Origin of the sequence: Mycobacterium neumannii (assembly GCF_002245615.1) — a bacterium.
Taxonomy (GTDB): Bacteria; Actinomycetota; Actinomycetes; order Mycobacteriales; family Mycobacteriaceae; genus Mycobacterium; species Mycobacterium neumannii_A.
The window spans coordinates 57,716-83,874 of the sequence record NZ_NKCO01000025.1 but is presented as its reverse complement, the minus strand read 5'-3'; the positions used below and the strand labels follow the sequence as shown (position 1 = coordinate 83,874).

Annotated in this window: 27 protein-coding genes; 17 read left to right on the top strand and 10 right to left on the bottom strand. The window is 68.1% G+C overall.

Translation table 11 applies throughout. The features are described 5' to 3' along the window. The first annotated feature begins 172 nt into the window (after positions 1 to 172). The 4 genes from CEX88_RS22295 to CEX88_RS22280 are packed head-to-tail and all read left to right on the top strand — an operon-like array spanning position 173 to position 4,661. Entirely contained in the window at positions 173 to 658 is a 486-nt protein-coding gene (locus CEX88_RS22295; RefSeq protein ID WP_094295159.1) for an FxsA family protein, read from the top strand. A 13-nt stretch (positions 659 to 671) separates the two neighbouring features. Continuing rightward, positions 672 to 2,258, top strand: a complete 1,587-nt coding sequence (locus CEX88_RS22290; protein ID WP_094295158.1) for an amidohydrolase — start codon at positions 672 to 674, stop codon at positions 2,256 to 2,258. After that, a complete protein-coding gene (gene lnt, locus CEX88_RS22285; protein ID WP_094295157.1) occupies positions 2,251 to 3,888 on the top strand; it encodes an apolipoprotein N-acyltransferase in 1,638 nt (545 codons plus the stop codon). The genes CEX88_RS22290 and lnt overlap by 8 nt, the downstream gene beginning before the upstream one ends. Further along, positions 3,885 to 4,661, top strand: a complete 777-nt coding sequence (locus CEX88_RS22280) for a polyprenol monophosphomannose synthase (RefSeq protein ID WP_066848597.1) — start codon at positions 3,885 to 3,887, stop codon at positions 4,659 to 4,661. Before lnt ends, CEX88_RS22280 begins: the two co-directional genes overlap by 4 nt. Positions 4,662 to 4,745: 84 nt before the next feature. On the opposite strand, the gene CEX88_RS22275 is transcribed toward CEX88_RS22280, so the two are convergent. After that, complete coding sequence (locus CEX88_RS22275) at positions 4,746 to 5,081, bottom strand: RNA polymerase-binding protein RbpA (RefSeq protein WP_064350208.1); 336 nt, start codon at positions 5,079 to 5,081, stop codon at positions 4,746 to 4,748. 125 nt (positions 5,082 to 5,206) lie between these two features. Between CEX88_RS22275 and CEX88_RS22270 the strand changes: the two genes are divergently transcribed. The 6 genes from CEX88_RS22270 (at position 5,207) to CEX88_RS22245 (ending at position 10,131) form a co-directional block, all read left to right on the top strand. Then, a complete protein-coding gene (locus CEX88_RS22270) occupies positions 5,207 to 5,548 on the top strand; it encodes a hypothetical protein (RefSeq protein ID WP_202931615.1) in 342 nt (113 codons plus the stop codon). A 98-nt stretch (positions 5,549 to 5,646) separates the two neighbouring features. After that, positions 5,647 to 6,333: a hypothetical protein gene (locus tag CEX88_RS22265; protein ID WP_094295156.1), complete on the top strand. Its 687-nt coding sequence runs from the start codon at positions 5,647 to 5,649 to the stop codon at positions 6,331 to 6,333. Positions 6,334 to 6,447: 114 nt separating this feature from the next. Beyond that, positions 6,448 to 7,269, top strand: coding sequence for an ABC transporter permease (locus tag CEX88_RS22260; protein ID WP_420799240.1), 822 nt, complete (start codon positions 6,448 to 6,450; stop codon positions 7,267 to 7,269). Beyond that, complete coding sequence (locus CEX88_RS22255; RefSeq protein ID WP_094295155.1) at positions 7,266 to 7,988, top strand: ABC transporter ATP-binding protein; 723 nt, start codon at positions 7,266 to 7,268, stop codon at positions 7,986 to 7,988. The genes CEX88_RS22260 and CEX88_RS22255 overlap by 4 nt, the downstream gene beginning before the upstream one ends. A gap of 27 nt (positions 7,989 to 8,015) precedes the next feature. Beyond that, positions 8,016 to 9,029 (top strand): ABC transporter substrate-binding protein, encoded by a 1,014-nt coding sequence (locus CEX88_RS22250; RefSeq protein WP_202931614.1) that lies wholly within the window; start codon positions 8,016 to 8,018, stop codon positions 9,027 to 9,029. A gap of 7 nt (positions 9,030 to 9,036) precedes the next feature. Beyond that, positions 9,037 to 10,131, top strand: coding sequence for an LLM class flavin-dependent oxidoreductase (locus tag CEX88_RS22245; RefSeq protein ID WP_094295153.1), 1,095 nt, complete (start codon positions 9,037 to 9,039; stop codon positions 10,129 to 10,131). A 9-nt stretch (positions 10,132 to 10,140) separates the two neighbouring features. On the opposite strand, the gene CEX88_RS22240 is transcribed toward CEX88_RS22245, so the two are convergent. Further along, the gene (locus CEX88_RS22240) at positions 10,141 to 10,815 is read right to left on the bottom strand and encodes a hypothetical protein (protein ID WP_066848611.1); all 675 of its coding nucleotides are present in this window, start codon (positions 10,813 to 10,815) and stop codon (positions 10,141 to 10,143) included. A gap of 86 nt (positions 10,816 to 10,901) precedes the next feature. Here CEX88_RS22240 and CEX88_RS22235 point away from each other — a divergent pair, with 86 nt between their 5' ends. Beyond that, positions 10,902 to 12,410 (top strand): carboxylesterase/lipase family protein, encoded by a 1,509-nt coding sequence (locus CEX88_RS22235; protein ID WP_094295152.1) that lies wholly within the window; start codon positions 10,902 to 10,904, stop codon positions 12,408 to 12,410. Between the two features lie 40 nt (positions 12,411 to 12,450). Continuing rightward, positions 12,451 to 14,406: a DUF7064 domain-containing protein gene (locus CEX88_RS22230; RefSeq protein ID WP_094295151.1), complete on the top strand. Its 1,956-nt coding sequence runs from the start codon at positions 12,451 to 12,453 to the stop codon at positions 14,404 to 14,406. 94 nt (positions 14,407 to 14,500) lie between these two features. On the opposite strand, the gene CEX88_RS22225 is transcribed toward CEX88_RS22230, so the two are convergent. The 3 genes from CEX88_RS22225 to CEX88_RS22215 form a co-directional block, all read right to left on the bottom strand. Then, positions 14,501 to 14,827, bottom strand: a complete 327-nt coding sequence (locus CEX88_RS22225; protein WP_064393895.1) for a YnfA family protein — start codon at positions 14,825 to 14,827, stop codon at positions 14,501 to 14,503. Between the two features lie 89 nt (positions 14,828 to 14,916). Next, on the bottom strand, positions 14,917 to 15,801 hold the full coding sequence (locus CEX88_RS22220; protein WP_094295150.1) for an SCO6745 family protein: 885 nt from the start codon (positions 15,799 to 15,801) through the stop codon (positions 14,917 to 14,919). A 56-nt stretch (positions 15,802 to 15,857) separates the two neighbouring features. Beyond that, on the bottom strand, positions 15,858 to 16,571 hold the full coding sequence (locus tag CEX88_RS22215; protein ID WP_094295149.1) for a FadR/GntR family transcriptional regulator: 714 nt from the start codon (positions 16,569 to 16,571) through the stop codon (positions 15,858 to 15,860). 124 nt (positions 16,572 to 16,695) lie between these two features. Between CEX88_RS22215 and CEX88_RS22210 the strand changes: the two genes are divergently transcribed. After that, complete coding sequence (locus tag CEX88_RS22210) at positions 16,696 to 17,199, top strand: gluconokinase (protein WP_066848625.1); 504 nt, start codon at positions 16,696 to 16,698, stop codon at positions 17,197 to 17,199. A 105-nt stretch (positions 17,200 to 17,304) separates the two neighbouring features. Beyond that, positions 17,305 to 18,750, top strand: coding sequence for a GntP family permease (locus CEX88_RS22205; RefSeq protein WP_094295148.1), 1,446 nt, complete (start codon positions 17,305 to 17,307; stop codon positions 18,748 to 18,750). Between the two features lie 44 nt (positions 18,751 to 18,794). Here the strand turns inward: CEX88_RS22205 and CEX88_RS22200 are convergent, their stop codons facing one another. The 3 genes from CEX88_RS22200 to CEX88_RS22190 all read right to left on the bottom strand — a co-directional run bounded on the left by CEX88_RS22200 (position 18,795) and on the right by CEX88_RS22190 (position 20,824). Beyond that, entirely contained in the window at positions 18,795 to 19,277 is a 483-nt protein-coding gene (locus tag CEX88_RS22200; RefSeq protein WP_094295147.1) for an RDD family protein, read from the bottom strand. Positions 19,278 to 19,339: 62 nt separating this feature from the next. Then, on the bottom strand, positions 19,340 to 20,281 hold the full coding sequence (locus CEX88_RS22195; RefSeq protein WP_094295146.1) for a DoxX family protein: 942 nt from the start codon (positions 20,279 to 20,281) through the stop codon (positions 19,340 to 19,342). Positions 20,282 to 20,320: 39 nt separating this feature from the next. Beyond that, complete coding sequence (locus CEX88_RS22190; RefSeq protein WP_202931613.1) at positions 20,321 to 20,824, bottom strand: DUF6328 family protein; 504 nt, start codon at positions 20,822 to 20,824, stop codon at positions 20,321 to 20,323. Between the two features lie 93 nt (positions 20,825 to 20,917). Between CEX88_RS22190 and CEX88_RS22185 the strand changes: the two genes are divergently transcribed. Then, on the top strand, positions 20,918 to 22,315 hold the full coding sequence (locus CEX88_RS22185) for a xylulokinase (protein ID WP_094295145.1): 1,398 nt from the start codon (positions 20,918 to 20,920) through the stop codon (positions 22,313 to 22,315). Then, a complete protein-coding gene (locus tag CEX88_RS22180) occupies positions 22,312 to 23,010 on the top strand; it encodes an MBL fold metallo-hydrolase (protein WP_094295144.1) in 699 nt (232 codons plus the stop codon). The genes CEX88_RS22185 and CEX88_RS22180 overlap by 4 nt, the downstream gene beginning before the upstream one ends. Before the next feature lie 29 nt (positions 23,011 to 23,039). On the opposite strand, the gene CEX88_RS22175 is transcribed toward CEX88_RS22180, so the two are convergent. Continuing rightward, positions 23,040 to 23,636, bottom strand: a complete 597-nt coding sequence (locus CEX88_RS22175) for a PaaI family thioesterase (protein ID WP_094295143.1) — start codon at positions 23,634 to 23,636, stop codon at positions 23,040 to 23,042. Positions 23,637 to 23,735: 99 nt separating this feature from the next. Between CEX88_RS22175 and CEX88_RS22170 the strand changes: the two genes are divergently transcribed. Continuing rightward, on the top strand, positions 23,736 to 24,404 hold the full coding sequence (locus CEX88_RS22170; protein WP_064418233.1) for a PadR family transcriptional regulator: 669 nt from the start codon (positions 23,736 to 23,738) through the stop codon (positions 24,402 to 24,404). A 4-nt stretch (positions 24,405 to 24,408) separates the two neighbouring features. On the opposite strand, the gene CEX88_RS22165 is transcribed toward CEX88_RS22170, so the two are convergent. Next, positions 24,409 to 26,112, bottom strand: a complete 1,704-nt coding sequence (locus CEX88_RS22165) for a 3-ketosteroid-delta-1-dehydrogenase (protein ID WP_094295142.1) — start codon at positions 26,110 to 26,112, stop codon at positions 24,409 to 24,411. Between the last annotated feature and the right edge of the window lie 47 nt (positions 26,113 to 26,159).

Here is a 26,159-nt window from a genome sequence, read left to right as displayed (position 1 = left end):
GGTCCTTCACACCTGATGCCGGCAAAACGCGTGAACGCCAACCAAAGGCGGCAGCCAATCTAAGAGCCAGACACCAGGTGAAAAGGATTCAACCACCGCACTACGCGGCACCTCACCTTCACACTGACGCCAATCTACGGAACCCTCGCGGCCGTCCGGACGTTTACCACGTATGGCGATGCGGCTGTTTGTCCTCTATGTGGTCATCGAGACCGCGGTCGTGGTGGCTCTGGTGTCGACGATCGGCATCGGCTGGACGCTACTGCTGCTGCTCACGACGTTCGTGCTGGGTTTCGCGCTGGCCGGATCGCAGATCAGGCGTCACGTCGGCAGGTTGCGTGCGGGCCTGACCCCGGCGACCCTGCACGGCACCGCCGCCGACAGTGTCCTGGTCGCGCTCGGCACAGTGCTCGTCGCGATCCCCGGGCTGGCCAGTTCGGTCGCGGGGGCGCTGCTCCTGCTGCCACCGACGCGGGCCGCGGGGCGCCCGCTGCTGACCGCGCTCGCCGCCCGCCGGGCGCCGCTGATCACCGCGGGAATGGCGGGGTGGGGAGCGGCTACCAAGCGGAATGACTACATCGACGGTGAGGTCGTCGACGTGGTCGACGTCGACCCGCCCGCCGTGGAGCGCCCGCGTCCGCCCGCCGACGGGCTGTGAGAACCTCCCCTAGGTGACGACCCTTCTGCTCAACGGGCGGGTGCACAGCCCCGCCATGCCCGACGCCACGGCGCTGGCCGTGCGCGACCGTGTGATCGCATGGTTGGGCAGCGACGACGTCGGCCGTAGCCAGTTTCCCGACGCGCGGATCATCGACCTCGACGGTGGCTTCGTCGCGCCCGCCTTCGTCGACTGTCACATCCATCTCACCGCCACCGGGCTCACGTTCTCCGGGCTCGACCTGCGGCCCGCCACCTCGCTACAGCACTGCCTGCAGTTGCTCGCAGACCACGCGCGCCGCTACCCCGACGGCCCGATCTGGGCCCACGGCTGGGACGAATCGGACTGGCCGCAGCACACCCCGCCTCGAGTCGATGACATCGACGCTGTCGTGGGGGACCGGCCGGCCTACCTCGCCAGGGTCGACGTGCACTCGGCGGCGGCCTCCACCGCGCTGCGCACGCTGTGCCCGGGCCTGGCCGACGCGACCGGATACGACCCGCAGCGGCCGCTGACCAGCGACGCTCACCACCTGGTCCGCGCCGCGGCCCGGGCCGGTCTGACCGCCCGACAGCGTGCCGACGCGCATGCCGCCGCGCTCGACGCAGTGGCAGCGCACGGCATCGTCGCGGTGCACGAATGCGCGGGCCCCGACATCGGCGGCCTCGACGACTGGGATGAGATCCGCGTCCTCGACCACGGCGTCGAGGTCGTCGGCTACTGGGGCGAAGCGGTCGCCACGGCCGACGAGGCACGCGCACTGATCGACCGCACCGGCGCCCGCGGCCTGGCGGGTGACCTCTTCGTCGACGGGGCACTGGGCTCGCGCACTGCGTGGCTGCAGGAGCCCTACGCCGACGCGCCCGGCTGTGTCGGAAACACCTACCTCGACCCCAGCGCCATCGCGGCCCACCTGCAGGCGTGCACGGAGGCGGGCATCACGGCCGGCTTCCACGTGATCGGCGACGCCGCCGTCACCGCAGTCGTCGACGCGTTCGAGTCCGTCGTCGCATCCTCGGGCGCCCCCGCGGTCGCCCGGTGCGGGCACCGACTCGAACATCTGGAGATGGTCACCTCAGAACAGGCGCACAAGCTCGGCGCCTGGGGCGTGCTCGCCAGCATGCAACCGAATTTCGATGCGCTCTGGGGCGGCGACACCGGCATGTACGCCCAACGTCTCGGGGCGCAGCGAGCCAGATCGCTGAACCCGTTCGCGCTGTTAGCATCCCAAGGCGTGCCCCTCGCGTTCGGCTCGGACAGCCCCGTCACCGGGATCGACCCCTGGGCGACGCTGCGCGCGGCGGCGCGACACCAGACGCCGGGCAGTGCACTCTCGGCGCGCGCGGCGTTCGCAGCACTCACCCGAGGTGCGTGGCGCGCCGCAGGTGTGCGAGACGGGTTGGCGGGCACCCTCGTTCCCGGTGCACCGGCGTCGTACGCGATATGGGAAGCCGACGAACTCGAGGTGAGCGCGCCCGCCGACGCGGTGCAACGGTGGTCCACCGACCGGCGGTCGCGGGTACCGCCGCTGCCGCGACTCGACGCCCCGTCTCCTCGCTGTCGGCAGACCGTCCATCGAGGTGTCGTTATACATGGCTGAAACTCTCTCGAGGGCAAGGCGATTCGGCCAGGGCCTGGTGGACCGGCTGCCGCAGCTGGGCGTGGCGATCGTCGCCGGGGTACTTCTGTGTCTGAGCTTTCCGCCCATTGGATGGTGGTATCTGGGCTTCCTCGCGTTCGCACTGCTGGCGTGGGTGCTGACACGCGAGACCACCACGGTGCTCGGCGGATTCGGCTACGGGTTCCTGTTCGGGGCCGCGTTCTACCTACCGTTGCTGCCGTGGGTCGGGGCGTTCGTCGGCCCCTTCCCGTGGATCGGACTGTCGCTCGCCGAGGCGGTGTTTCCGGCCCTCTTCGGCGCGGCCGCGGTGGTGGTTCGCCGACTGCCGGGCTGGCCGCTGTGGTTCGCCGGGTTGTGGGCCGCGCAGGAGTGGCTCAAGTCGACGCTGCCGTTCGGCGGATTCCCCTGGGGTGGCGTCGCGTACGGCCAGACGGAGAGCCCGCTGCGCTCGATCGCCCAACTCGGCGGGGCGCCGCTGCTGTCTTTCGCGGTGGTGCTCGTCGGGTTCAGCTTGGCGGCAATGGTATTCGAGGTGATCCAGTGGTGGCGTCGCGACGACGCGCAGACCACACCACCGGCCGTGGTGGTGCCCGGCCTGTGTATCAGCGCCGTGCTGCTGGCCACCGCGCTGACGTGGCCGCACGTGCGCCAGTCCGGCCTCGGCGCCGGTGACGAGCACTCGGTCACCGTCGCCGTTGTCCAAGGCAATGTGCCCCGGCTCGGATTGGATTTCAACGCCCAGCGTCGCGCCGTGCTCGACAACCATATCCGCGAGACGTTGCGGCTGGCCGAGGACGTGAGGGCGGGCCGCGCGCCGCAGCCGATGTTCGTCGTCTGGCCCGAGAACTCCTCCGACATCGATCCACTGGCCAATTCCGACGCTCACGAGCTGATCTCGTCGGCCGCCGCGGCCATCGACGCGCCGATCCTCGTCGGCGCGGTGGTCGAGGCTCCCGGCGCCACGGCCGAGGTGCCGACCACGACGAACTCGGTGATCGTGTGGAACCCGGAGAGCGGGCCCGGCGAGCGCCACGACAAGCAGATCGTGCAGCCGTTCGGCGAGTACCTGCCGTGGCGCGGGTTCTTCCGCAACTTCTCCGAGTACGCGGACCGCGCCGGCTACTTCGTACCCGGTGACGGAACGGGCGTCGTGCACCCGGCCGGCGTGCCGGTGGGGGTGGCCACCTGCTGGGAGGTGATCTTCGACCGTGCGCCGCGCGAGTCGGTGCGCAACGGCGCACAACTGCTGGTCGTGCCGTCCAACAACGCGACGTTCACCGAGTCCATGAGCGAACAGCAACTCGCGTTCGCCCGGCTGCGTGCTGTCGAACACGACCGCTACGTGGTCGTGGCGGGGACGACGGGGATCAGCGCGATTATCTCGCCGGACGGCCGTGAGCTGGCTCGCACCGCGTTCTACGAACCGGCCTACCTCGACTCCGCCGTGCGGCTGAAAACCCAGCTCACAGCCGCGACGCGGTTCGGGCCGCTGGTGGAGGGGCTGCTCATCGTCCTCGGCGTGGGCAGCCTGATCGTCGCGATGCTGCACAATGAAGGCTTTGTGCGTCGCCGAGTGGGCGGCCGCACCACAGACAGAGGAGCCACATGACGACGGGCCGGGACCCGGGGGAGCGACCCAGCCAGCGCGCGCTGGTCATCATCCCCACCTACAACGAGCGGGAGAACCTTCCGCTGATCGTCGAGCGCGTCCAGAACGCTCTGCCCGACATCCACCTCCTGATCGTCGACGACGGCAGCCCTGACGGCACCGGCAGGCTCGCCGACGAACTGGCCCTCGCGGACCCCGACCGCATCCACGTCATGCACCGCAATGCCAAGGGCGGCCTGGGCGCGGCGTACCTGGCCGGTTTCGCCTGGGGGCTGAGCCGCGAGTATTCCGTGCTGGTCGAGATGGACGCCGACGGCAGCCACCCGCCCGAGCAGCTGTACCGGTTGCTCGACGCCATCGACGGAGGCGCCGACCTGGTCATCGGCTCGCGCTACGTGCCCGGCGGAGAAGTCCGTAACTGGCCCCGGCGTCGCCTGCTGCTATCGCGTACCGCCAACGGTTACTCGCGCATCCTGCTCGGCGTCGACATCCATGACATCACCGCCGGTTACCGCGCCTACCGCCGCGAGGTGCTGGAGAAGATCGATCTGAGCGCGGTCGACTCCAAGGGTTACTGCTTCCAGATCGACCTGACCTGGCGCACGATCAACAACGGCTTCGTCGTCGTAGAAGTGCCCATCACCTTCACCGAACGCGAGTTCGGTCAGTCCAAGATGAGTGGATCCAACATCCGCGAGGCCCTGTTCAAGGTCGCGGAGTGGGGTCTGCGCGGCCGCATCGATCGCGGCCGTGGGGCCCGCGTCACGCGCTGACCCTCACATTCCGCGAGCGACCGCGTTTGCACCGCGACACGCCGTGCTTTCGTGGCACGAAGCGGTCGCTCGCCGAGGGCGGGGTCAGCCGCGGCGGCGGGCCTTGATGATGTCGAGCCGCTCCTTGAGCAGCTCTTCGAGCTCCTCGATCGACCGGCGCTCGAGCAGCATGTCCCAGTGCGTGCGCGGCGGCTTGGTCTTCTTCGGCTCGGGGGCGTCCCCCTCGATCAGGGTGCCTTCCATGCCGTTGCGGCACAGCCAGGTGTGCGGAATCTCGGCGTCGTCGGCGAACGGAACGTCGAACTCTTCACCGTTGTCGGTGCGGTACCGCGCGACCTGACGCGGCGCCAAGTCGTGGTTGCGGTCGGTCTCGTAGCTCACGGCTCCGAGGCGACTTCCCCTCAAGACGCGATCAGCCATCGTCAAACACTCCTCGATCAGCGCGTTATTGTCCGAATCATCAACGCCGCAGCATGCTGTGAAGTTCCCGACTCGACCCACCATGATACCGGGAAACCGATGACCGTCGGTTTACAGTCTGGCCTGTGACATCCGGGATCAAAAGGCGCCTCCGCCCTGCGGCCTGCCGCTGGTGCGGTCGTGAGGTCGGCGATGCGGGGCTGGGCAGACGGCGGCAGTACTGCAGGCAGTCCTGCCGCCAACGCGCATACGAGCAGCGCAGCGTGATCAAGGGCACGACGCTGGCCCCCGACGCGGTCGTCCTCACCCCGGACGAGGCCGCCGAGCTCTCCGACCGCATCTACCAGGTCAGATGCGCGGCCGAGGACGTCGCCACGGCGGTCGAGGAAGGCGCCGACACCGTCGAACTGCGGCAACTGTGCGGCGCGCTGATGACGGCGGCCAAGGCCGCCGACGGCTGGCGCTGACGCGCCCCGGTTTTCCGCTATTTCGCTGCGTCGTTGAACCACCATGGGTGCTGACTCGTCGTCTCGATGACCAGTCAGTTCTGCCCGATAGGACCACCATGACCAGGAAGAGATGGACCCGCGTTCTGTTCGTGGGTATCAGCGCGACGCTCGCGTTCACCACCCTGACCGCGTGCTCTGGCGGCTCAACCTCGGAGTCGACGACCACGGCGCGAGCCCAGCCGTTTCCGCAGTCGGCGCGCTACGTCGCGGACATGAAATCTCCCGACGGCAAGCCGATGACCATCGGTATCTCCGTGGACGGCGGCGAGCTCGCCGCGTACGCCTGCAACGACAGCGATGACGAAGCCTGGTTCTTCGGCAAGAACGCCGACGGCAAGATCGATCTCACGTCGAGGTTCCGCGACACGCTGACCGCGCAGTTCGACGGCGCGGACGTCGAAGGTGACCTGACCATGAACGGGGTCACCTACGAATTCACCGCGGCACCGGTGTCCGGTGAGGCCGGCGTCTATACCGCCGACCTCGACGGCGTACGAGCGGCCTGGGTGGTCCGCGAGGACGGCTCGGCCGTCGGCGTGCAGCTCAACGGGTTCAGCGGCACGCTCGACCAAGCCGACATTCAACAGCTCAACGACGCCCAGTTCCGCGCCGAGGTCCGCAACAAACGCCAGCTGCAGCAGGCCCAGCAGATCACCCGCCTGTCGAACGGGGCGATGAGCTCCAGGATCAACGGCGCGGACGTGACCCCGACCCCCGTCACGGGTGCGTTCCGTTTGAGCTGACAACACGATTCCACGGCCCGCCGGTTCGCCCGATCACCCGGCGGGCTCGTGTCTTTCGTTCACCCAGAATCAAAGCCTTCAGGCCCGGCGCGGCCGTCCGTAGCGTCAGACCACGTGACCGCCCCACCCGATCTCACCGCGCCCACCGCGCCGATCACGGCCGGACCGGCCACGAATCGCACTCGGCGGCAACACAAGTGGGCCGCTATCCGGTTGGCGTCCCCGGTGGTCCTGCTGGTGCTGTGGCAGCTTCTCAGCGCTGTCGGCGTCATTTCCCAGGACGTGCTGCCCGCCCCGTCGCTGATCCTCGAGGCGGGCGTGGAGCTGGTCCGTAACGGCCAACTCGCCGACGCGCTGAGCGTTTCCGGAATCCGGGTGGTCGAGGGCCTGGTTCTCGGCGGCGTTCTCGGTGTCGCGCTCGGCACGGCCGTCGGCCTGTCGCGGTGGGTGGAGGCCGGCATCGATCCGCCCATGCAGATGGTCAGGGCGCTGCCCCATCTCGGCCTGATCCCGTTGTTCATCCTGTGGTTCGGCATCGGCGAACTGCCCAAGGTGCTGCTGGTCGCGTTGGGTGTCAGTTTTCCGCTGTACCTGAACACGTTCTCGGCTATCCGCCAGGTCGACCCGAAACTTTTCGAAACCGCTCAGGTGCTCGGCTTTTCGTTCTGGCAGCGATTCTGGCGCATCATCGTGCCAAGCGCGGCGCCCCAGGTGCTCGTCGGGTTTCGGCAGTCGTTGGCGATCGCATGGCTGACGTTGATCGTCGCCGAGCAGATCAACGCCGACAGCGGGATCGGCTTCCTGATCAACAACGCGCGCGATTTCCTGCGCATCGACATCATCATCTTCGGCCTGATCGTGTACGCGTTGCTCGGTATCGGTACCGACGCGATCGTCCGCGTTCTCGAACGACGCGCATTGAGGTACCGCTCATGACATTGGCCACCGCACGGCAACTCCGCACCGCGGCCGAACTGCGGCACGTCGACAAGTGGTACGGCGAGCACCACGTGCTCGTCGACGTGTCGATGAGGATCGGCAGCGGCGAGATCGTCGCGCTGATCGGCCGCAGCGGATCCGGTAAGTCGACCGTGCTGCGGGTGCTCGCCGGCCTGTCGACCGAACACAGCGGGCAGCGTGTCGTGTTGGGCCCGCCCGCACTGGCCTTTCAGGAGCCGCGGCTGTTTCCGTGGCGTGACGTGCGCACGAACGTCGAGTACGGGCTCACTCGCAGCGGGTTGCGCAAGGATCAGGCCCGGATACGCGCCGAGCGGGCGCTTGCCGACGTCGGGCTCGCCGACCGTGCCGGCGCATGGCCGCTGACGCTGTCCGGCGGTCAGGCACAGCGGGTTTCGCTCGCTCGTGCACTGGTGGCCGAACCCGATCTGCTGCTGCTCGACGAGCCGTTCGGCGCGTTGGACGCGTTGACGCGGTTGAGCATGCGCGAGCTGCTGCTCGATCTCTGGCGCGAGCACGGGTTCGGCGTGCTGTTGGTCACGCACGACGTCGATGAGGCCGTCGCGCTCGCCGATCGTGTGCTCGTGCTCGACGACGGCCGCGTCACTCACACGCTCGATATCGCCGACCCACGCACCTCGATCGGCGCGGAGAACCACCGTGCCGAACTGCTCGCCCAGCTCGGCGTGCAGGGCTGAAACCGTAAGCAACCGAAGGGAATCGTCATGTCCAGGGTCGTCGCCGTTCTCGCGCTCATCGGCCTGTTGGTGAGCGGGTGCGTGTCGCGACAGGACAGCTCGGTGACCAAGGAGGCACCGGCCACCGTACCGTTGTCCGACCTCGCCGGCCTCACGCTCAACGTCGGCGACCAGAAGGGCGGCACCGAGGCGCTGCTGCGCGCATCGGGCGCTCTCGACGGCCTGCCGTACCAGATCAACTTCTCCACGTTCACGTCCGGTCCGCCCCAGATCGAGGCCGCCACCGCCGGCAAGATCGACTTCGCGATCACCGGCAACACACCGCCGATCTTCGGTGCCGCCTCCAACGCGAAGGTCAAGGTCGTCTCCGCCTTGGACGGTGGTGGGTTCGGCGATCAGATCCTGGTGCACGCCGATTCACCCATCCAGCGGGTCGCGGATCTGCGCGGCAAGAGCATTGCGCTCGCCAAAGGCAGTTCGGCACACGGTCATACGCTGGTTCAGCTGGATCGGGTGGGGTTGACCGCATCGGACGTGAAGCTGGTGTTCCTGCAACCCGCCGACGCGCTGTCGGCGTTCACCCAGCGCCGCGTCGACGTCTGGGCAGTATGGGACCCTTACACCGCCCAAGCCGAGACCGACCTGGCGGTGCGCAGTATCGCCCGTGCCACCGGTGTCACCAACGGTGCCGGGTTCGGAATCGCCTCCGACGCCGCGCTGGCCGACCCGAAACGCAACACCGCACTGACAGACCTGGTGCAGCGCTACGCCAAGGCCGTCCGGTGGGCCGATGACAACCGCGAGCAGTGGGCGAAGCGCTACGGCGAGGAAGTCGGTCTCGATCCCGCGGTCGCCGCACTCGCCCAAGGGCGCAGCCTGCGGTTGCCCACCGACCTGTCCGATGCACTGATCGCGTCCGAGCAGGAGATGGCTGATCTGTTCGCCGAGTCCGAACAGATCGCGGCGTCACCGGATTTCGCGCGCTGGGTCGACCGCCGCTATACCGACGTGCTCAAGCCCCTCTACCTGACTCGCGATTAGGAGCGACATGTCCTCGGGGAAGTTTTTCTGGTTCCTGCCCACCGCCGGAGACAGCCGCTCCATCGTCGGCTCCTCGCACGCGTCGTCACAGCAGACCGTGCCCGCCAATTACCGTCCGCCGACGCGGCGCTACCTCGCCGAGGTGGCCCGCGCCGCCGACCGCCTGGGCTACGAAGGGGTGCTCACCCCGACCGGAACCTGGTGTGAGGACGCGTGGTTGAGCGCATCGGCCCTTCTGGCGGAGACCGAGCGGCTGAAGTTCCTCGTCGCGTTCCGGCCGGGGCTGACGCCGCCCACACTCGCCGCGCAGCAGGCCGCGACGCTGCAGCGGTTCTCCGAGGGGCGTGTGCTGCTCAACATCGTCAGCGGGGGTGACGACCTCGAACAGCGCCGGTTCGGCGATTGGCTCGACCACGACCAGCGCTACGCGCGGACGGGGGAGTTCCTCCACATCGTCGACGCCATCTGGCGTCAGGAATCGCTGGACTTCGAGGGCGATTACTACAAGGTCGCCGACGCCCGGGTGTCGGAGCCGCCGGATCCGCTGCCGCAGATCTACTTCGGCGGATCCTCACCGGCCGCGCTGCCGATCGCCGCGAAGTACGTCGACGTGTACCTGACATGGGGCGAGCCCCCGCATGACGCCGCCGCGAAGATCGCGCGAGTTCGTGAACTCGCTGAACACCGCGGCCGCACGGTGCGGTTCGGCATCCGGCTGCACACCATCAGCCGCGACACCTCCGCGGCCGCCTGGGCGGTCGCCAACGAGATGCTATCGGGCCTCAGCGCCGACCAGATCGCCAAAGCCACTGCGCTGCACGCTCGGTCGCAATCCGAAGGGCAGCGTCGGATGACCGCACTGCACGGCGGCCGGACCGACCGGCTGGAGATCTACCCGAACCTGTGGGCGGGTGTCGGCTTGGTGCGCGGCGGCGCGGGCACGGCGCTCGTCGGCAGCCATGAGGAGGTCGCCAATCTGATCTACGAGTATTACTCGCTCGGCTTCGACGAGTTCATTCTGTCGGGCTACCCGCACCTGGAAGAGGCCTACTGGTTCGGCGAAGGCGTGCTACCGCTGCTGAAGCGTAAGGGCGTCGCCTAGCGCGGGTGGTCAGCAGCTGAACTTCTCGCCGGTCTGCGGGGGCGCGGCGACCGACTGCAGGCAGCCGAAGGGTTCGATGCCTGCATCGCTGAACTTGACCGCGGATTGGTAGGCGTGGTTGACGCAGAAGAGTCCGACGGTGTCGGTCCGGCAGCGGTAGTCCCCGAACGACAGCACCAGGCCGTACGGAAGTTCGGGCCCCTCACCGGCGGTGAACCGGCCGGGGTCTCCGTGCACGGAGCCGATGGTCACGCTGTTGCCGTCGTAGTCGACCCAGCCGCCCTTCCACTCGCCGTAGGCGTCCTCGGGCCGTGGCGGCGGGTCGACCAGGTCCACCAGGCAGGCCAACGCACCGTCGGCGTACTGGCTGTCGGTCATACAGCTGGTCTTGCCCGACGGCGTGGTGAACGCGACGTCCTCCCCGAGGTCCGTCGTCTGTCCCTCACGCGTGGCCACGTGGAACTGGGCGGCGTCAGCGGGTTCACCGGCTTCGACCCAGGCCACCACGTCGCCGATCGGTGCGCCGGGGGCCGGTGGGGCGGTCGGCTTCGGTTTGGTCGTGGTCGTGGTGGGCGAACTCGCCGGCGGCGCCGGCGGGATCGGTTCGATCCGTTCAGCCTGTCCGCCCGTGGTCGTCGAACACCCCGCTACCAGCACAGACGCGATCAGCACAGCCATTCGCATACCGGCCAGGCTAGCGGGCCGACACGCAATCTCTGGCCAGGCGCGGCGGGAGGCCATGCTCGAAAGGTCATTGCTAACGTCGGGTGATGCACGAACACACCGTCCGCGCGACCATCGCCTCCGGCACCATCGAGGGGTTCACCCGCGACGGCGTGCACCGTTGGCGTGGCATCCCCTACGCGCGCCCGCCGGTGGGTCCGCTGCGCCTGCGCGCGCCCCAGCCGGTGCAGCCGTGGCGCGGCGTCCGCTACTGCCACGGATACGGCAACTGCGCCCCGCAGCAACGCATGTACACGATGCTGGCGCCGGGCAAGTACCAACCGATGAGCGAGGACTGCCTGACCCTGAACGTGGTGAGCCCGAAGAAGAAGTCGGACTCCGCGCTGCCGGTCATGGTCTTCATCCACGGCGGCGGCTACTTCATGGGGACGTCGGCCACCCCGATCTATGACGGTGCGGCGCTGGCCCGCAAGGGATGTGTGTACGTCTCGGTCAACTACCGCCTGGGCGCGCTGGGGTGTCTGGACCTCTCGTCGCTGTCGAACCGGGACATCACGATCGACGACAACCTGTATCTGCGCGACCTGGTGATGGCCCTGCGCTGGGTACGCGAGAACATCGCGGTGTTCGGCGGCGATCCCGACAACGTCACGATCTTCGGTGAGAGCGCCGGAGCGCACGCCGTGGCCACGTTGCTCGCAGTTCCCGCAGCGAAAGGCCTTTTTGCGAAAGCGATCTCGGAGAGCCCGGCGGCGGGGATGGTGCGCACCCCTGAGGTGGCCGCGCAGTACGCGACGCGGTTCGCGGCGATGCTGGGCGCGGGGGAGGACGACGGCGCCGACGCGGTGATGGCGGCGCGGCCGGCCGACCTGGTCGAGGCGTTCGAAGAGCTCATCAAACAAGGCCAGCGTGAGATGCTCGGCGCCTTCGCGGCCGGTCCCACGAGCGGAACCGAATATCTGCCACAGGATCCGGTGGAGGCGATGCGCAGCGGTAAGGGCCACCGGCTTCCGCTCATCGTCGGGACCAATGCCGAAGAGGCCAACCTCTTCGGTCGCTTCCTCAAGCTGCTGCCCATGTCCGAGCCGATGATCGAGCGGCTGCTCGCCGAAGCCGAACCCGAAGAACGCGAACGCATCACCGCCGCGTACCCCGGCTATCCGAACCAGAGGGCATGTGTCCAGTTCGGCAGTGATTTCGCGTTCGGTTCGGCCGCCTGGCAGATCGCCGAGGCGCACAGCCGCCACGCGCCGACCTACCTCTACCGCTACGACTACGCACCGCGGCCGTTGCGGTGGTCGGGACTCGGCGCCACGCACGCCACCGAACTGTTGGCGGTGTTCGACGTGTACCGCACCGGGTTCGGTCGTCTGCTCACCGCAGTCGGTGACCGCCGAACCGCGTTGCGCGTCAGCGATGACGTCCAACGCCGCTGGCGCGAGTTCGCCCGCACCGGCGTGCCTTGCCCCGACTGGCCCACCTACACCGGCGCGGACCGCGCCGTGCGAGTGTTCGATCAGCGCCCGCGCATCGAGTTTGACCCGCACGCCGCCCGCAGGGAGGCATGGGCGAACTTCTCGCTAGTCTCGCGTTAACGGCGGCCCCTAGCCGCCAGGGTTCACACAGAGGAGAAAAGTGCCCACCATCAATGTCGTCGAGCGCCCCGCGGAACTGAACGCCCAGTGGCTCACGTCGGCGATCGGTTCACCTGTCGCGGACTTCTCCTACGAGCGCATCGGAACCGGCCAGATGAGCGAGTGCTACCGCGTCGCGTTGACGTATGCGGGTGAGGACACCGGCCCCGCGACCGTGGTGCTCAAGGTGGCCGCCACCGACCCGGTCAGCAGGCAGACCGGTTTGGCGCTGGGCCTGTACGAACGCGAGGTGCGGTTCTACACCGACATCGCGCCGCGGATCGGGGGGCCGGTGGCGCCGTGCTTCTCCTCGGCGTTCAACGCCGAAACCGGCGCCTTCCATCTGCTGCTCGGCGACGCGGGACCCGCGACCGTCGGCGACGAGATCCGCGGCGCTTCAGCTGAACAGGCCATGCTGGCGCTGTCCGAGCTCGGCCGGTTGCACGGGCCGCTGCTCTGCGATCCCGCTGTCGCGAGCGCCGAGTGGCTCAACCGAGAGGCGCCGGTCAACCAGGCGCTGATCGCCGGCTTGTACGCGGGCTTCGCCGAGCGGTACGCCGACTTGATCGCGCCCGCGCACCGTGACGTGTGCGAGCGACTGATCGCAAGCTTCGACGAGTATCTGGCAGCGGAATCCGCGCCCGATCGGGTCATGGGGCTCGTGCACGGCGATTACCGCCTCGACAACATGCTGTTCGGGCAGCCGGGCGCGGATCGTCCTTTGACGGTGGTGGATTGGCAGACGGTTACGTGGGGGCCTGCGATGACGGACGTCGCGTACTTCATGGGCTGTGCGCTTCCTGTCGAGGTGCGCCGCGAGCACTACGACGCGCTGCTTTCCGCATACCACTCCGCGCTTGGTCCGAACCCTCCGATCACCCTCCACGACGTGCGCGACGGGGTGCGTAGGCAGACTTTCTTCGGCGTGATGATGGCGATCATTTCGTCGATGCTCGTCGAGCGGACCGAGCGCGGCGACGAGATGTTCATGACGATGCTGGCTCGCCATTGCGAGCATGTGCTCGACGTCGACGCGCTGAGCGCGCTGCCAGAACCGACTGTGCCAGAACCGCTTACGCCCACCGCCGAGGACGATGGCGAACACCCGCCCGGTGACGAGCCGCTGTGGAATGAGAGCTGGTACTTCGACTTCGTCGACCCGCAGCAGGAGATCGGCGGGTGGGTGCGTCTGGGGTTGTACCCGAACATCGAGACGTCCTGGATCAACGGCCTGGTATGTGGTCCGGACATCCCGACCTACGCGCTGCTCGACTTCGAGGGCACCGATGCGATCGAACTGACGCTGACCCCCACCGAACCGCTCAAGACGTTCCGCGTCACGATGCGCGGTCGCGGCCAGGCGTACGACGATCCGGCCGGGCTGTTACGCAACGAATCCGGCCGTCCCGTCGACGTGTCGATGGAACTCGAGTGGACCACCACCGGCACTCCGTATCTGTACCGGGTGACCCCGCGATACGAGATTCCGTGTTCGGTGTCGGGCACGGTGTCCGTCGACGGTCGCGAGTTCACGTTCACCGACGTGCCGGGCCAGCGCGACCACTCCTGGGGTGTGCGCGACTGGTGGGCGATGGACTGGGTGTGGAGCGCACTGCACCTCGACGACGGCACCCACCTGCACGGGGTCGACATCCGTATCCCCGGCGCCCCGCCGCTCGGTATCGGTTATGTGCAACCGCCCGGCGAACCGCTGATCGAACTGCAGACCGTCACCGCGCGAGAGACGTTCGCCGACAACGCGTTACCGGTGGAGACCACGCTGACCCTCGCGCCCGGCGACGTCACCGTCACAGCCGAGGTGCGCGCCCATGCTCCCGTGCTGCTGACCTCCCCCGACGGGCGGATTAGTCACTTCCCGCGCGCATGGGCAACGGTCACGACCGCCGACGGCCGCAAGGGCGTGGGCTGGCTGGAGTGGAACCGCAACCAGCCGTAGCAACTCGCCTCTGTTGTGCGAGCGTGCGGGTCTGCACACGACACGCCGCGAAAAATCAGCGTCTCGTGCACGCTCGCACCGCAGCGAGCGTGCGCTACCGCGGGGCGTACATGATCAGGCCGACCCCGGCCAGACAGATCAGCGCACCCGTGACATCCCACCGGTCGGGCCGGAAGCCGTCGGCGACCATGCCCCACGCGAGTGAACCGGCGATGAAGACCCCGCCGTACGCCGCCAGAACCCGACCGAAATGGGCGTCGGGCTGAAACGCGGCGACGAAACCGTAAGCGCCGAGCGCCATCACGCCCGCCCCGATCCACCACCAACCGCGATGCTCACGCACGCCCTGCCACACCAGCCACGCGCCGCCGATTTCGAGCAGCGCGGCGAGGACGAACAGCATCACCGATTTGAGCACCATCACGACACTCAGCGTGCCGTGAGCGTGCGCAAAATGCTGGCGCACCGCGGCGTGTCGTGTGCAGACTCGCACGCTCGCGGCACAAAGGGCTAGGTGAGGTGGGCGCTGTCGTCGTCGAGGTCGGCGCGGTTAAGCCCCATCGGCGTCGCGGCGGGGAGGTCACCGCCTGCGACGACCTTGCGGGTGATCGGGGTCAGCGTGCGAAACAGCGTCTCGATCTCGTCGTTGCTCAACGCGTCGAGCACCGGCAACGCCAACCGGTCGGTGCCGTCCTCGATCTGCTGCTTGAGATCGCGGCCGGCGTCGGTGAGCTCGTCACCGTCGATCAGCCCGCGCTCGGCCAGCCGGTCCCGGTACAGGGCCCACTGTTCGTCGTCGTAATCACGGCTGCGCATGATCATCTCCTTGGGCACGCGGCCCGCAGCGGCGTGCAGGATGTTGCTCTCGCGACCGGAGATCCCGTGACTGATGAGCAGCGCGATGTGACCGTCGCCGCGCTGTTCCCGCAGCAGTGTCGTGGCGTGCCAGAGCCTGCCCAGCGGTTCGTCCGGCCATGGCAGCGCCGCGTTCGCGGCGAACAGGCATCGGCCGTCGAGTGCGGCGTTGCGGGCGGCCTTCGCCAACAAGTCGGCCGCGGTCGCCACCTCGTCGCCCTGTCCGACGCCGTAGCGCTCGAGCGCCGCCACCGCGGACTCCAGTCGCACCCGCAGCGCGTCGGCCGGGGGAGCGACCGACCACGCCGCCGGAAGGGCCTTGGCCACCCGCTGCGGGGCGAAGTTGTAGAACGCCGCCGTCACCACCTCGGGGGCCACCTCGCCCAGCGGTGCCGATCTGGCTGCGAAGTAGCCCATCCAAAATCCCGTGTAGCCAAGGCCGTCGAGGGCGGCGCGAGCTTCCGGGGCGAAGTAGGTGACGGCGTGCACGGGTTCGAGACGATCGAAGAAACGGCGCGCCAACGATGGTTGCCTGTCCACGTCGGCAGTTAATCACTGCGCTCGATCCGCATTCGCCGCGGCCCGATCAAGACGGGTCAACGCCCCGAGTCGTCCCCGGACACCGCCGAACTGGCTTCGTCGATGATCGCGCGCATGGCCTGTTCGGCCGCCGCTTCGTCGCGCATCCTGATCGCGCGCGCCACCTCGTCGTGCAGGTTGATCGCGGCCGGGTTCGGTGTCGAGGGCATCATCCCGTGGTGCGTCCGCCCCGCGAGCACCTCGGCGACCACGCCGTCGAGCGCGCGGAACATCTCGTTGCCGCTGGCTTCCAACATGGTCCGGTGAAACAGCTTGTCGGCCTCCAGATAAGCGTCGAGGTCACCCGCGCGGCCGTGTACGACCATGTCCGAAACGGCGGCCGCCATGATGCGGCACTGATCGGGACCGGCCCGCCGCGCAGCCAGCGCCGCCGCCGCCGGCTCGAACCCGCGGCGTAGCTCGGAAAGCGAGAGGAGTTGGGCGGCGCGGTCGCCGGCATCCAGGCGCCAGCGAATCAGTCTGGGATCGAAGACGTTCCACTTCTCTGCGGACTGAACCGTGATGCCCACCCGTCGTCGCGACTCCACCATGCCCATCGATTCGAGCACCCGGATCGCCTCGCGCGCCACGCTGCGCGACACCCCGTGACGCGCGCTGACCCCGTCGAGGGTCAACACCTGCCCGGCGGGATACTCACCGGAGACGATCGCGGTGCCCAGCGCCTTGAGAAGATTGCCATGCAGCGCGCCGACGATTGGTTGAGACGCCACGCATACATCTTTTCATAGGATCACCAAACCCACTTAAAGACATATCAATACGTGACGCTATTGCAATCGTATGCCTATTACGGCATGCTGTGTGATGCCAAACACAACTGGGTAGGTGGAGGGAATGGCATCTCCGATCGTTGTCATGGGCGTTTCGGGCTCGGGCAAGTCGACGGTGGGTGCCGCGCTTGCGCAGCGTCTGCGCGTACCGTTCGCCGACGCGGACGACTTTCATCCGCCTGCCAACATCGCGAAGATGACGTCCGGCGAGGCGCTCAACGACGACGACCGCTATCCCTGGCTCGAGGCGATCGGGGAGTGGTTGGCCGAACGGTGCGAAACGGGCGGAGTGATGAGCTGCTCTGCGCTCAAGCGCAAGTACCGGGATCAACTGCGGCGTCACTGCCCTGAGATGACACTGCTGCATCTGGTCGGCACCCCCGAGGTCATCGGCAGGCGGCAGGCCAGCCGTCCCGGTCACTTCATGCCGGCATCGCTGCTGGTTTCGCAATTCGAGACACTCGAACCGCTGGGCTCCGATGAGCACGGCGTTGACATCGACGTCGACCAGAGCATCGATGCAATCATCGACAGCTACGTTTCGACAACGGCTTCGACCGACCGGTAAGCGCGTGACCGACATCCCGGATGAGCCAAAGACGATGCCAGTAGGGCACTTTGAGCATCCACCGATCGGCCTGAAATCGCACGGCATCGACAGTTCGGAGGCCTGATGGAAGCAATCGATCCCGCCTACGGAGCCACGACGCTCCTGCTGATCGCTGCGGGCGCGGTGGCGCTACTGCTGTTCCTGATCATGAAGGTCAAGCTGCACGCCTTCGTGGCGCTGGTGCTCGTCAGCGTGCTCACGGCGTTGGCCGCGGGCATTCCGGTCGGCGACGTTCCCGACGCCATCAGCTACGGATTCTCCGACACCCTGGGCTCGGTGGCTCTGCTCGTCGGCTTCGGCGTGATGCTCGGTCGGTTGCTCGAAGTCACCGGCGGCGCCCAGGTTCTGGCCGATACGCTCATCGCCCGGTTCGGCGAGAAACGGGCGCCCTTCGCGCTCGGCGTCGCCGCGCTGCTGTTCGGATTCCCGATCTTCTTCGACGCCGGTCTCGTCGTGTTCCTGCCCATCATCATGACCGTCGCCCGGCGCTTCGGTGGCTCGCTGCTGCTCTACGGTCTGCCCGCCGCGGGTGCGTTCGCCGCCATGCACGCCCTGGTGCCGCCCCATCCGGGGCCGGTGGCAGCGGCCGAGGCGCTCGGCGCCAGTATCGGCGTGACGCTTCTGGTCGGCGCTCCGGTCGCCATTCTGTCCTGGTACATCGGCGTGCTGCTGGTGTCGCGGGTGATCGGGCGCCGGGTACACGTCGACATCCCGACGACGTTGTTCGGCGAGATGAACGGCGGGACAACGAATCCCGACCCCAACGGTGCCGACGACGCCCCCGACGGGGCCGGCGCCGGAGGAGTGGCAACCGCGGCCCGGACCGCTCCGTCCTTCGCCGCGGTGCTCGGCGTTCTGCTTCTGCCGTTCGTGTTGATCTCGTTCAACACCGTTCTCGACACTCTGGTGACCGCCAGGATTCTGGACGACGACACGTGGGTGCGCTACCTCATGCTGCTCGGCGACACCAGCGTCGCGCTGCTGATCACGGTGATCGTCGCGGCGGTGGTGTTGGGTCTGCGGCGGGGTCGGTCGATGGATGACGTCAGCGCCCTCTACGACAAGGCCCTCGGACCCATCTGCTCGGTCATCTTGATCACTGGGGCCGGCGGCATGTTCGGCGGGGTACTGCGATTGAGCGGCATCGGCAGCGCGCTGAGCGACTCCCTGTCGGGTCTGGGGATATCGCTGATCGTTCAGGCCTTCATCATCGCGACGCTGCTGCGGGTGGCCCAGGGATCGGCAACAGTCGCGCTGACGACGACGGCCGGTCTGATCAGCGCCGCAGCGGCCGAGGCGAGCCTGAGCAGTCTCCACCTCACCCTGCTGGTCATCGCGATCGCCGCGGGAGCCACCGTGCTCTCACACGTCAACGACTCGGGCTTCTGGTTGGTCAGCCGCTTCTTCGGGATGGACGTGAAGACCACGCTGAAGACGTGGACGGTCATGGAGACCACGCTCGGCCTCACCGCATTCGGCTTCAGCCTCGTTGTGTGGCTGGTGATCTGACCCCCGGACCAAGTCGGGGTCAACGGCGTCGACCGGTCCGGCGGTCAGCCCTTGACGACCTGCGTTCCGCCCGCGAGTTCGTCGTGCTTGCCCTGCTTGGTCGGGCTGCCGCTGATGGTCACGGCGATGACGATGATCGCGATGACGCCGAGCAGTCCGCCGACGAACGGGATGATCGGGAGCAGCGTCCACGAGTTGCGAATGGCCGCCTGCGCGGCGGTCGGCTTGGCGGCCCCGCCGGGGCCGCGAACCGTCAGGCCGAGCAACTTCTTGCCCGGAGTCGAGCCCGTACCCGCTTCGAAGGCGAGGAAGTAGACGAACATCAGGCCGCCGGTAAAGAAACCGGTGACCATGATGTTGGAGGCGGAATCGGTGGCGAAGGCCAACAGCCAACTCACGATTCCGACGAGGATGCCGTCGATGAACCGCGCGAGCCAACGCAGAAGCAGGCCGCCCGGCTGACCGCCGCCCGCGGGATAGCCGCCGCCGTACTGTCCAGGCTGGGGTCCGCGATTTCCGCTAGTCATCCGAGTCAATGTACCGGCGACCCCGACCGATCAGGGGCGCTTTCCGATCGCTCGGTGGAACCTCAGCGAAGCTTGCGCTGCTGGCGCTTGGCCTCTTTGCGTGCCTGTTTGCGGGCCGTCTCGGCCTGTTTGCGTGCCGTGTCGGCTTGCTTGCGGGCCGTCTCGGCCAACTCCGTCGCACGTTCGCGCGCCGTCTCGGCCAGTTCGGGCGCGCGGTCGCGGGCGACGTCGGCCCACTCCGAGCTGCGTTCCCGCGCGACGTCGGCGAGTACCGATCCGCGCTTGCGCGCCACCTCAGCGAGTTCGGGCGCGCGGTCGCGAGCGACGTCGGCCAGTTCGGCACCCCGTTTGCGGGCCCGTTCGGCGAGTTCGGGTCCGCGTTCGCGGGCGACCTCGGCCAGTTCGGCGCCGCGCTCGCGGGCGACGTGGGCGAACTCGCGGCCGCGTTCGGCGCCGACCTGCAGGCCGTGACCGACCTTGTCGGCCAACGCGCTGTCGGCGAGAGTGCCACCGGCCGCCGCCCCGACGGGCAGCGCCGTGCTGACCGCTTCGGACACCTTGTGGGCCGCACGTCGACCGCGCCAACCGATCGAGGGTTTGCCCTCGGTGTCCACCGCGGCGATGATCAGCCCACCGATCAGGCTCACGTCGGTGATGAACGCACGCCGTTCTTGGGCCTTGCGCTCGGGGTCTGTCTCACTCCAGAACGTATGTCCGCCAAGGCTGCCCGGCACCACGCTCAGGGCGAGCGCGGCAGAGGCGAGCCGGGGGAGTTTGCCGGTGGCCAGCAGCAGGCCACCGCCGATCTGGACGGCGGCCGTGGCGCGGGCGACGGTCTCGGCGTTGGTCGGAACGTTGGTGCCGACCGGGTCCGGCAGTTTGCTCAGACCCTCCAGCGTCGGGCGTGCGGCATCGGCCGCGGGTTTCGGGCTGCGTAGGGCCTCGACGCCTCTGGCGATGAAGGCTGCTGACAGCATCGGGCGCGCGATACGTCGAATCAACATGCGCGAGGTGTTCCCAGGCGAACGGGGGCGCAAACGTCGTTACGAGGCATCGCGGGGAGTGCGGTGTCGCAGCGGCACGAGATACCAGAACACGATGAGCGCGACCAGCACGCCGCCCCCGGCGATCCATGCCGCCACCCGGTCGGCGACGGCGTCGAAGATGATCGTCGCCACGCCGGCGAGCGCGACGCCGAGGAGCAGCGTGCCGGTGATGGCGAAGGAGTGCGCCGTCGACACCAACGTGCGCATGCGGTGCCGACGGAACAACAGCCGGTGCATGCTCACCGGAGCGATCAGCAGGACCGTCGCCCCGATCGAGCAGGCCACCGTCACCAGGTAGACGGTCCGCATGACACCGTCGAGATCGGAGAAGTGGTCGGTGAACGGCAAGATCAGCAGGAAGCCCGTGAGCAGCTGGACACCCGTCTGAGCCACCCGTAGCTCCTGCAGCAAGCTGGACCAATTGCGGTCCAGCCGTTGGGCTTCCGTCTCGTCGCGGTGGTAGCCGTCAGGCCCTGCCAGGTCGGGGCGCTCCGAGTTCACACCTGATTCTGGCAGGCGGCGCCGCGGCTGGTCGACCGATCCGCGGTTGTGGGCGGCACAAACGGGGCGCGACGCCGGAGTAGGTTGGCGAAGGTGGCGCTCGTCGCGGGAATAGATTCATCCACTCAGTCCTGCAAGGTGATCGTCTGTGATGCCGACACCGGGTCGGTGGTCCGGTCGGGTTCGGCCCCGCACCCCGACGGCACCGAGGTCGATCCCCGGTCGTGGTGGTCGGCTCTGCAGGCCGCCGTCTCGGCGGCGGGCGGATTCGACGACGTGGCGGCGATCTCGGTGGGGGCCCAGCAGCACGGAATGATCTGCCTGGACGACGGCGGGCGGGTCGTGCGAGATGCACTGCTGTGGAACGACATTCGGTCGAGCGCGGCCGCGGTCGACCTGGTCGACGAGTTGGGCGGCCCGCAGGAGTGGGCCATGCGCGTGGGCGTGGTGCCGGTCGCGGCGATCACCGCGGCGAAGTTGCGCTGGCTTGCCGATGACGAACCCGCGCGCGCCGATGCGACCGCGGCGGTGTGTCTCCCACACGACTGGCTGACTTGGCGCCTCAGCGGATCTTCCGACCTCGGCGATCTCCGCACGGACCGCAGCGACGCCAGCGGGACGGGGTACTTCTCGTCGGCGACCAGCCACTACGACATCGACCTACTCGAGATGGCCATGCGCGGGAGGAGACCACTCGTTCCGCCGGTGCTCGGACCGTCCGCACCCGCCGGGCGCTCGACGACGGGCGCGTTGTTGGGCCCTGGCGCGGGCGACAACGCGGCAGCGGCGCTCGGGCTGAGCACCGGGCAGGGTGATTGCGTGGTGTCGTTGGGAACCTCGGGGGTGGTCAGCGCCGTCGGAACCGTCGCACCTCGGGACCCGGAAGGCATCGTCGCCGGTTTCGCGGACGCTACCGGGAACCAGTTGCCGTTGGTCTGCACGCTCAACGGCGCTCCTGTGCTCGCGGCCGTTGCCAGGATGTTGGCCGTGGAGTTCGACGAACTGGACCGCCTGGCGCTGTCGGCGCGGCCCGGCGCAGAAGGGCTCACGCTGGTGCCGTACCTGGAGGGGGAGCGGTCGCCGAACCTGCCCGCCGCCGCCGGCGCCCTACACGGCGTGACCACGCGAAACCTCCTGCCCGCCAATGTCGCCCGGGCGGCTGTCGAGGGCTTGTTGTGCTCGATGGCGTACTGCATCGACAAGATCAGGGCGCACGGTGTTCAAGTACAGCGCATCATGTTGACGGGCGGAGGGGCGCGTTCGGAGGCGGTGCGACAGATCGCGCCCGCGATTCTCGAGACGGCCGTGCAGGTGCCCGTGCCCGCGGAGTACGTGGCGCTGGGTGCGGCCAGGCAGGCCGCATGGACTTTGTCGCAGGCGGACGCAGCGCCGACGTGGAGGCTCGGTGGCACCGCGTCCTACCGCGCGGATCCGACACCGTCGGTGCTCGAACAGTATCGAGCCGCGCAGCCGCTTACGTTGGGGCAGTGAAATTTCGATGGGACCGGCTGGCTGACGGGGTGTTTCGCGCCCGGCTGCCGTTCCTCGATGTCACCGTCGGGTTGGTCGTCGGGCGCGGCGGCGCCATGCTGATCGATACGGGCAGCACCCTGGCCGAGGCGCGTGCCCTCAGGGCCGATGTCGCCGAACTCGCCGAACATCAGGTGCGGCACGTACTGCTGACGCACCACCACTTCGACCACGTCCTCGGATCGGGCGTGTTTGTCGGAGCGCATGTGTACTGCGCACCGCCGGTCGCCGACACCCTGATGACCGGCAAGGACCATCTGCGTGCCGACGCGTTACGACACGGCGCCGACGGTGATGAGGTGAACGCGGCCCTCGGTGCCCTGCGCGCGCCCGATCGACAGGTATGGGTGGCCGTCGTCGACCTCGGCGGACCGACGGTGTCGATCAGCCACCCCGGCCGCGGGCACACCGGCCACGACCTGGTCGCGGCGGTAACGGGTCTGAGCAGGCCGGTGGTGTTCTGCGGCGACCTCGTCGAGGAGTCTGGTGACCCGTGTGTCGGCGAGGATTCCGACCTCGACGCCTGGCCGGCGACGCTCGACCGGTTACTGAGGATCGGAGGCGAGGACGCGGTCTACGTCCCCGGTCACGGCGCCGTCGTCGACGCGTGTTTCCTCCGTCGACAACGCGAGTGGCTGGCCGACAGAAACCGGTGACGGCTCGGATACCTGACTCAGGCGAGGTGTCACGGAACTCGCGGATGGATGAAGACACCGTCGGCTTCGACGGTCACGCCGTCGGCGTCGGCGATATGCCCGACGGCGAACGTCTTCACGCCCTCGATCCGTTCGACCCAGGCCTGCGCGCGCAGCGGGTGCCCGAGCCGGGTACCGCGCCGGTAGCGCATGGTCAGCGTGCCCGTCACCGCCGGCTTGCCCGGTTTGTGCGCGGTAGCGCCGAGCACGTGGTCGAGCAACATCGCGCAGACTCCACCGTGGACATGTCCCGGGGGACCCTCGAATGCGGCGCCGAGCGTGAATTCGGCCCAGACTCGGCCGTCGGTGTCGTGATGGACGACCAGCGGCGGGGCGGCCGGGTTGCGCACCCCGATCACGACATTGCCCCAGACCATCGCCTCGCCGTCGCGGGTGTGTTGCACACCGAATGAGTCGGCAAGCAGCGATGCGCTGAGTTCGTCACTAGCGCAGTCGATCCGGTTCGTCACCGCTTCGACGGTCGCTGCATCCGCGCAGGTGCGGATCGTGACGTCGACGAGTCGGCGCACCGCTTGTGCCAAGGGTTCGTACACGGCGCGCAGATCGTCGAGTTCGGAGCCGGCCATGGGTTCAGGGTGCGTAAACCCCGCCGCCGCCGCAAGGCGCCGTCCCGGCCAGTGGTGCGTTAGACGAGCGGTTCGAGCTGTCGTTGTTAGGCTGACCGAATGGCGAAAAGCACGTCCGACGCGAAGCCGAATCTGGCTGCGACCAGTTGGGCGTTGCTCGGCATGCTGTCGTACGAACACGAATTGTCGGGCTATGACATCCGCAAGTGGATCGAATGGAGCATGCGGTTCTTCTACGGGAGCCCCGCCTACAGCCAGATCTACTCAGAGCTGAAAAAGCTGGAGCGGCTGGGACTGCTGTCATCGCGCGTCGAGAGCACCGGTGGCACCCGCAACCGTCGGCTGTACAGGATCACCCCGGCCGGTCTGGAGGCGGTGCGGAAGTGGGCCAACGAATCTCCGGTCGATCCGCCGGTGCTCAAGCACAACCCGTTGCTGCGCGTGACGTTCGGACATCTCACCGATCCGGCACGGCTCAAGGAGATTCTGCAGGAGCACGTCGCCTACGCCGATGACATGCAGCGCAAGGCCGCCAAGGACGCCAAGTGGGCAGGCGTGGAGCCGTCGTGGGCGTACGCGAAGGTCGCCTTGCAATGGGCCGAGAGGTACTACGCCGCCGAACGCGAACTCGCGTTGAAGATGCTCAAAGAACTGGACGAGGCCGAAGCCGCCTTCGCCGACGCCGGCATCGAACCCGGTACCCAGATTCCCTGGCCCGCAACCGAATACTGGTACGAGATCGAAAAGAAGGCCGAGGCTGACGACTGATCGGTCACCGGTCGGCGGCGTCCGCGGCGGCGATGTAGCCGTACACCAGACCCTGCGCGATCGTCGCGCCCGCTCCGGGATAGGTGGCACCGAACGCGTTGGCGGCGGTGTTACCGATCGCATACAACCCGTCGATCGTGCCGCCGTCCTCTCGTAGCACCCGGGCGCGGTCGTCGACGCGCAAGCCGCCACAGGTGCCGAGATCGCTCAGCACCATCTTGACGGCGTAGAAGGGTCCGCGATCCAGTGGGCGCAAGTTGGGGTTCGGCGTGACCGTCGGGTCGCCGTAGTAGCGGTCGTAGGCGCTGGCCCCACGCAGGAAGTCCGGGTCGACACCCGCGCCTGCGTTTTCGTTGAAGCGCTGGACGGTTGAGGTGAGGGCCGACCCGTCGAGGTTCATCTTGGGTGCGAGTTCGGCGATCGACTCGGCACGATGCGCGATGCCGGCGTCATACCAGCGCTTGGGTATAGCCATCCGTGGGAACAGTTCGGCGGCAAAGACATAGCTGTTGCGATAGCCCTGATCGAAGACGATCCACATCGACTCGACGGGGTTTCCCGCGCGTTCCCGCTCGAGGATCCGCTGTCCGAATGACATGTAGTCGGTCGCCTCGTTGACGAAGCGGTTCGCGCTCTGGTCGACGATGATCGATCCGGGAAGCGACCGCTCCGCCAGCATGACTTTCGGCTCCGCACCGGGCAGTGCGGCGACGGCGGGGAACCACCACGCTTGATCCATGAGATCGGTTGCAGCGCCGATGTCCTGGGCCAGGCGGATGGCATCGCCGGTGTTGGTGTCGGCGCCCAGGCTGGCATGCTCGCCGAGGAATTCCGATTGGAATTTCCACCGCATGTCCATCTGGTGGTCGAAACCGCCCGCCGCGAGCACGACCCCGCGGCGCGCGGACACGGTGATGTCGGCGCCGCCGTGGCTCAGCACCACGCCGCTTACCCGATCACCGTCGGCGACCAGCCGAAGCAGCGTGGTGTCGGTCCAGACGGGGATGCCCGCGCGCAGGACACCGGCGAAAAGACCGGCGGCCAGCGCCTGGCCCCCGGCGACGTATCGCCGCTTGAGCAGCAGACCCCCAACACCCTGGCCGAGGCGCTTGGCGACCACCGGCAGACCCTTGCGCGGCATCCGCGACATCAGGTTCAGCCATCGATAATCGGCGCCGGTGGTCGGTATCGGAACCTTGGCTTCCATCACGCCGGGTCGCAGTCGCGTTCGGTACGGGCCAAGAATCGCCGAATCGAGGGGACGGCATTCGCACGTGCGGCCGACGGCGGTGCCGCCGGGCGCCTCGGGGTGGTAGTCCGAGTACTCCTTCGCCCAGAACAGCCGCATCGGCGTTGTACGCCGCAGAAGCTCGACCGTCGCGCCGATGTGGGCCACGAATGCGTCCGAGCGCTGGGAGGTCGCGGTCCCGTCGACCACGGCGTCGAGGTACGTCTTCGCCCGCTCCGCGGTGTCGGCGCCGCCGTCGCCGTTGATCACAGTGCTGGCCGGCAGCCACAACGCCCCGCCGGACCTGGCGGTGGAACCTCCGACATAGGTCGATTTCTCGACGATGAGCACGGACAGGCCGCGCTCATGAGCGGCAAGGGCTGCCGCCATACCGGTGCCGGAACCGACCACCACCAGATCGACGGTCGTATCGGTTACGGGCAGGCCCTCCGGGATCGTTGCCGCGTGCGCGCTAGTCACAAGCCATCAACGTAGAGCGGATGGCAGCGGGCCGGTATCGATGTCCT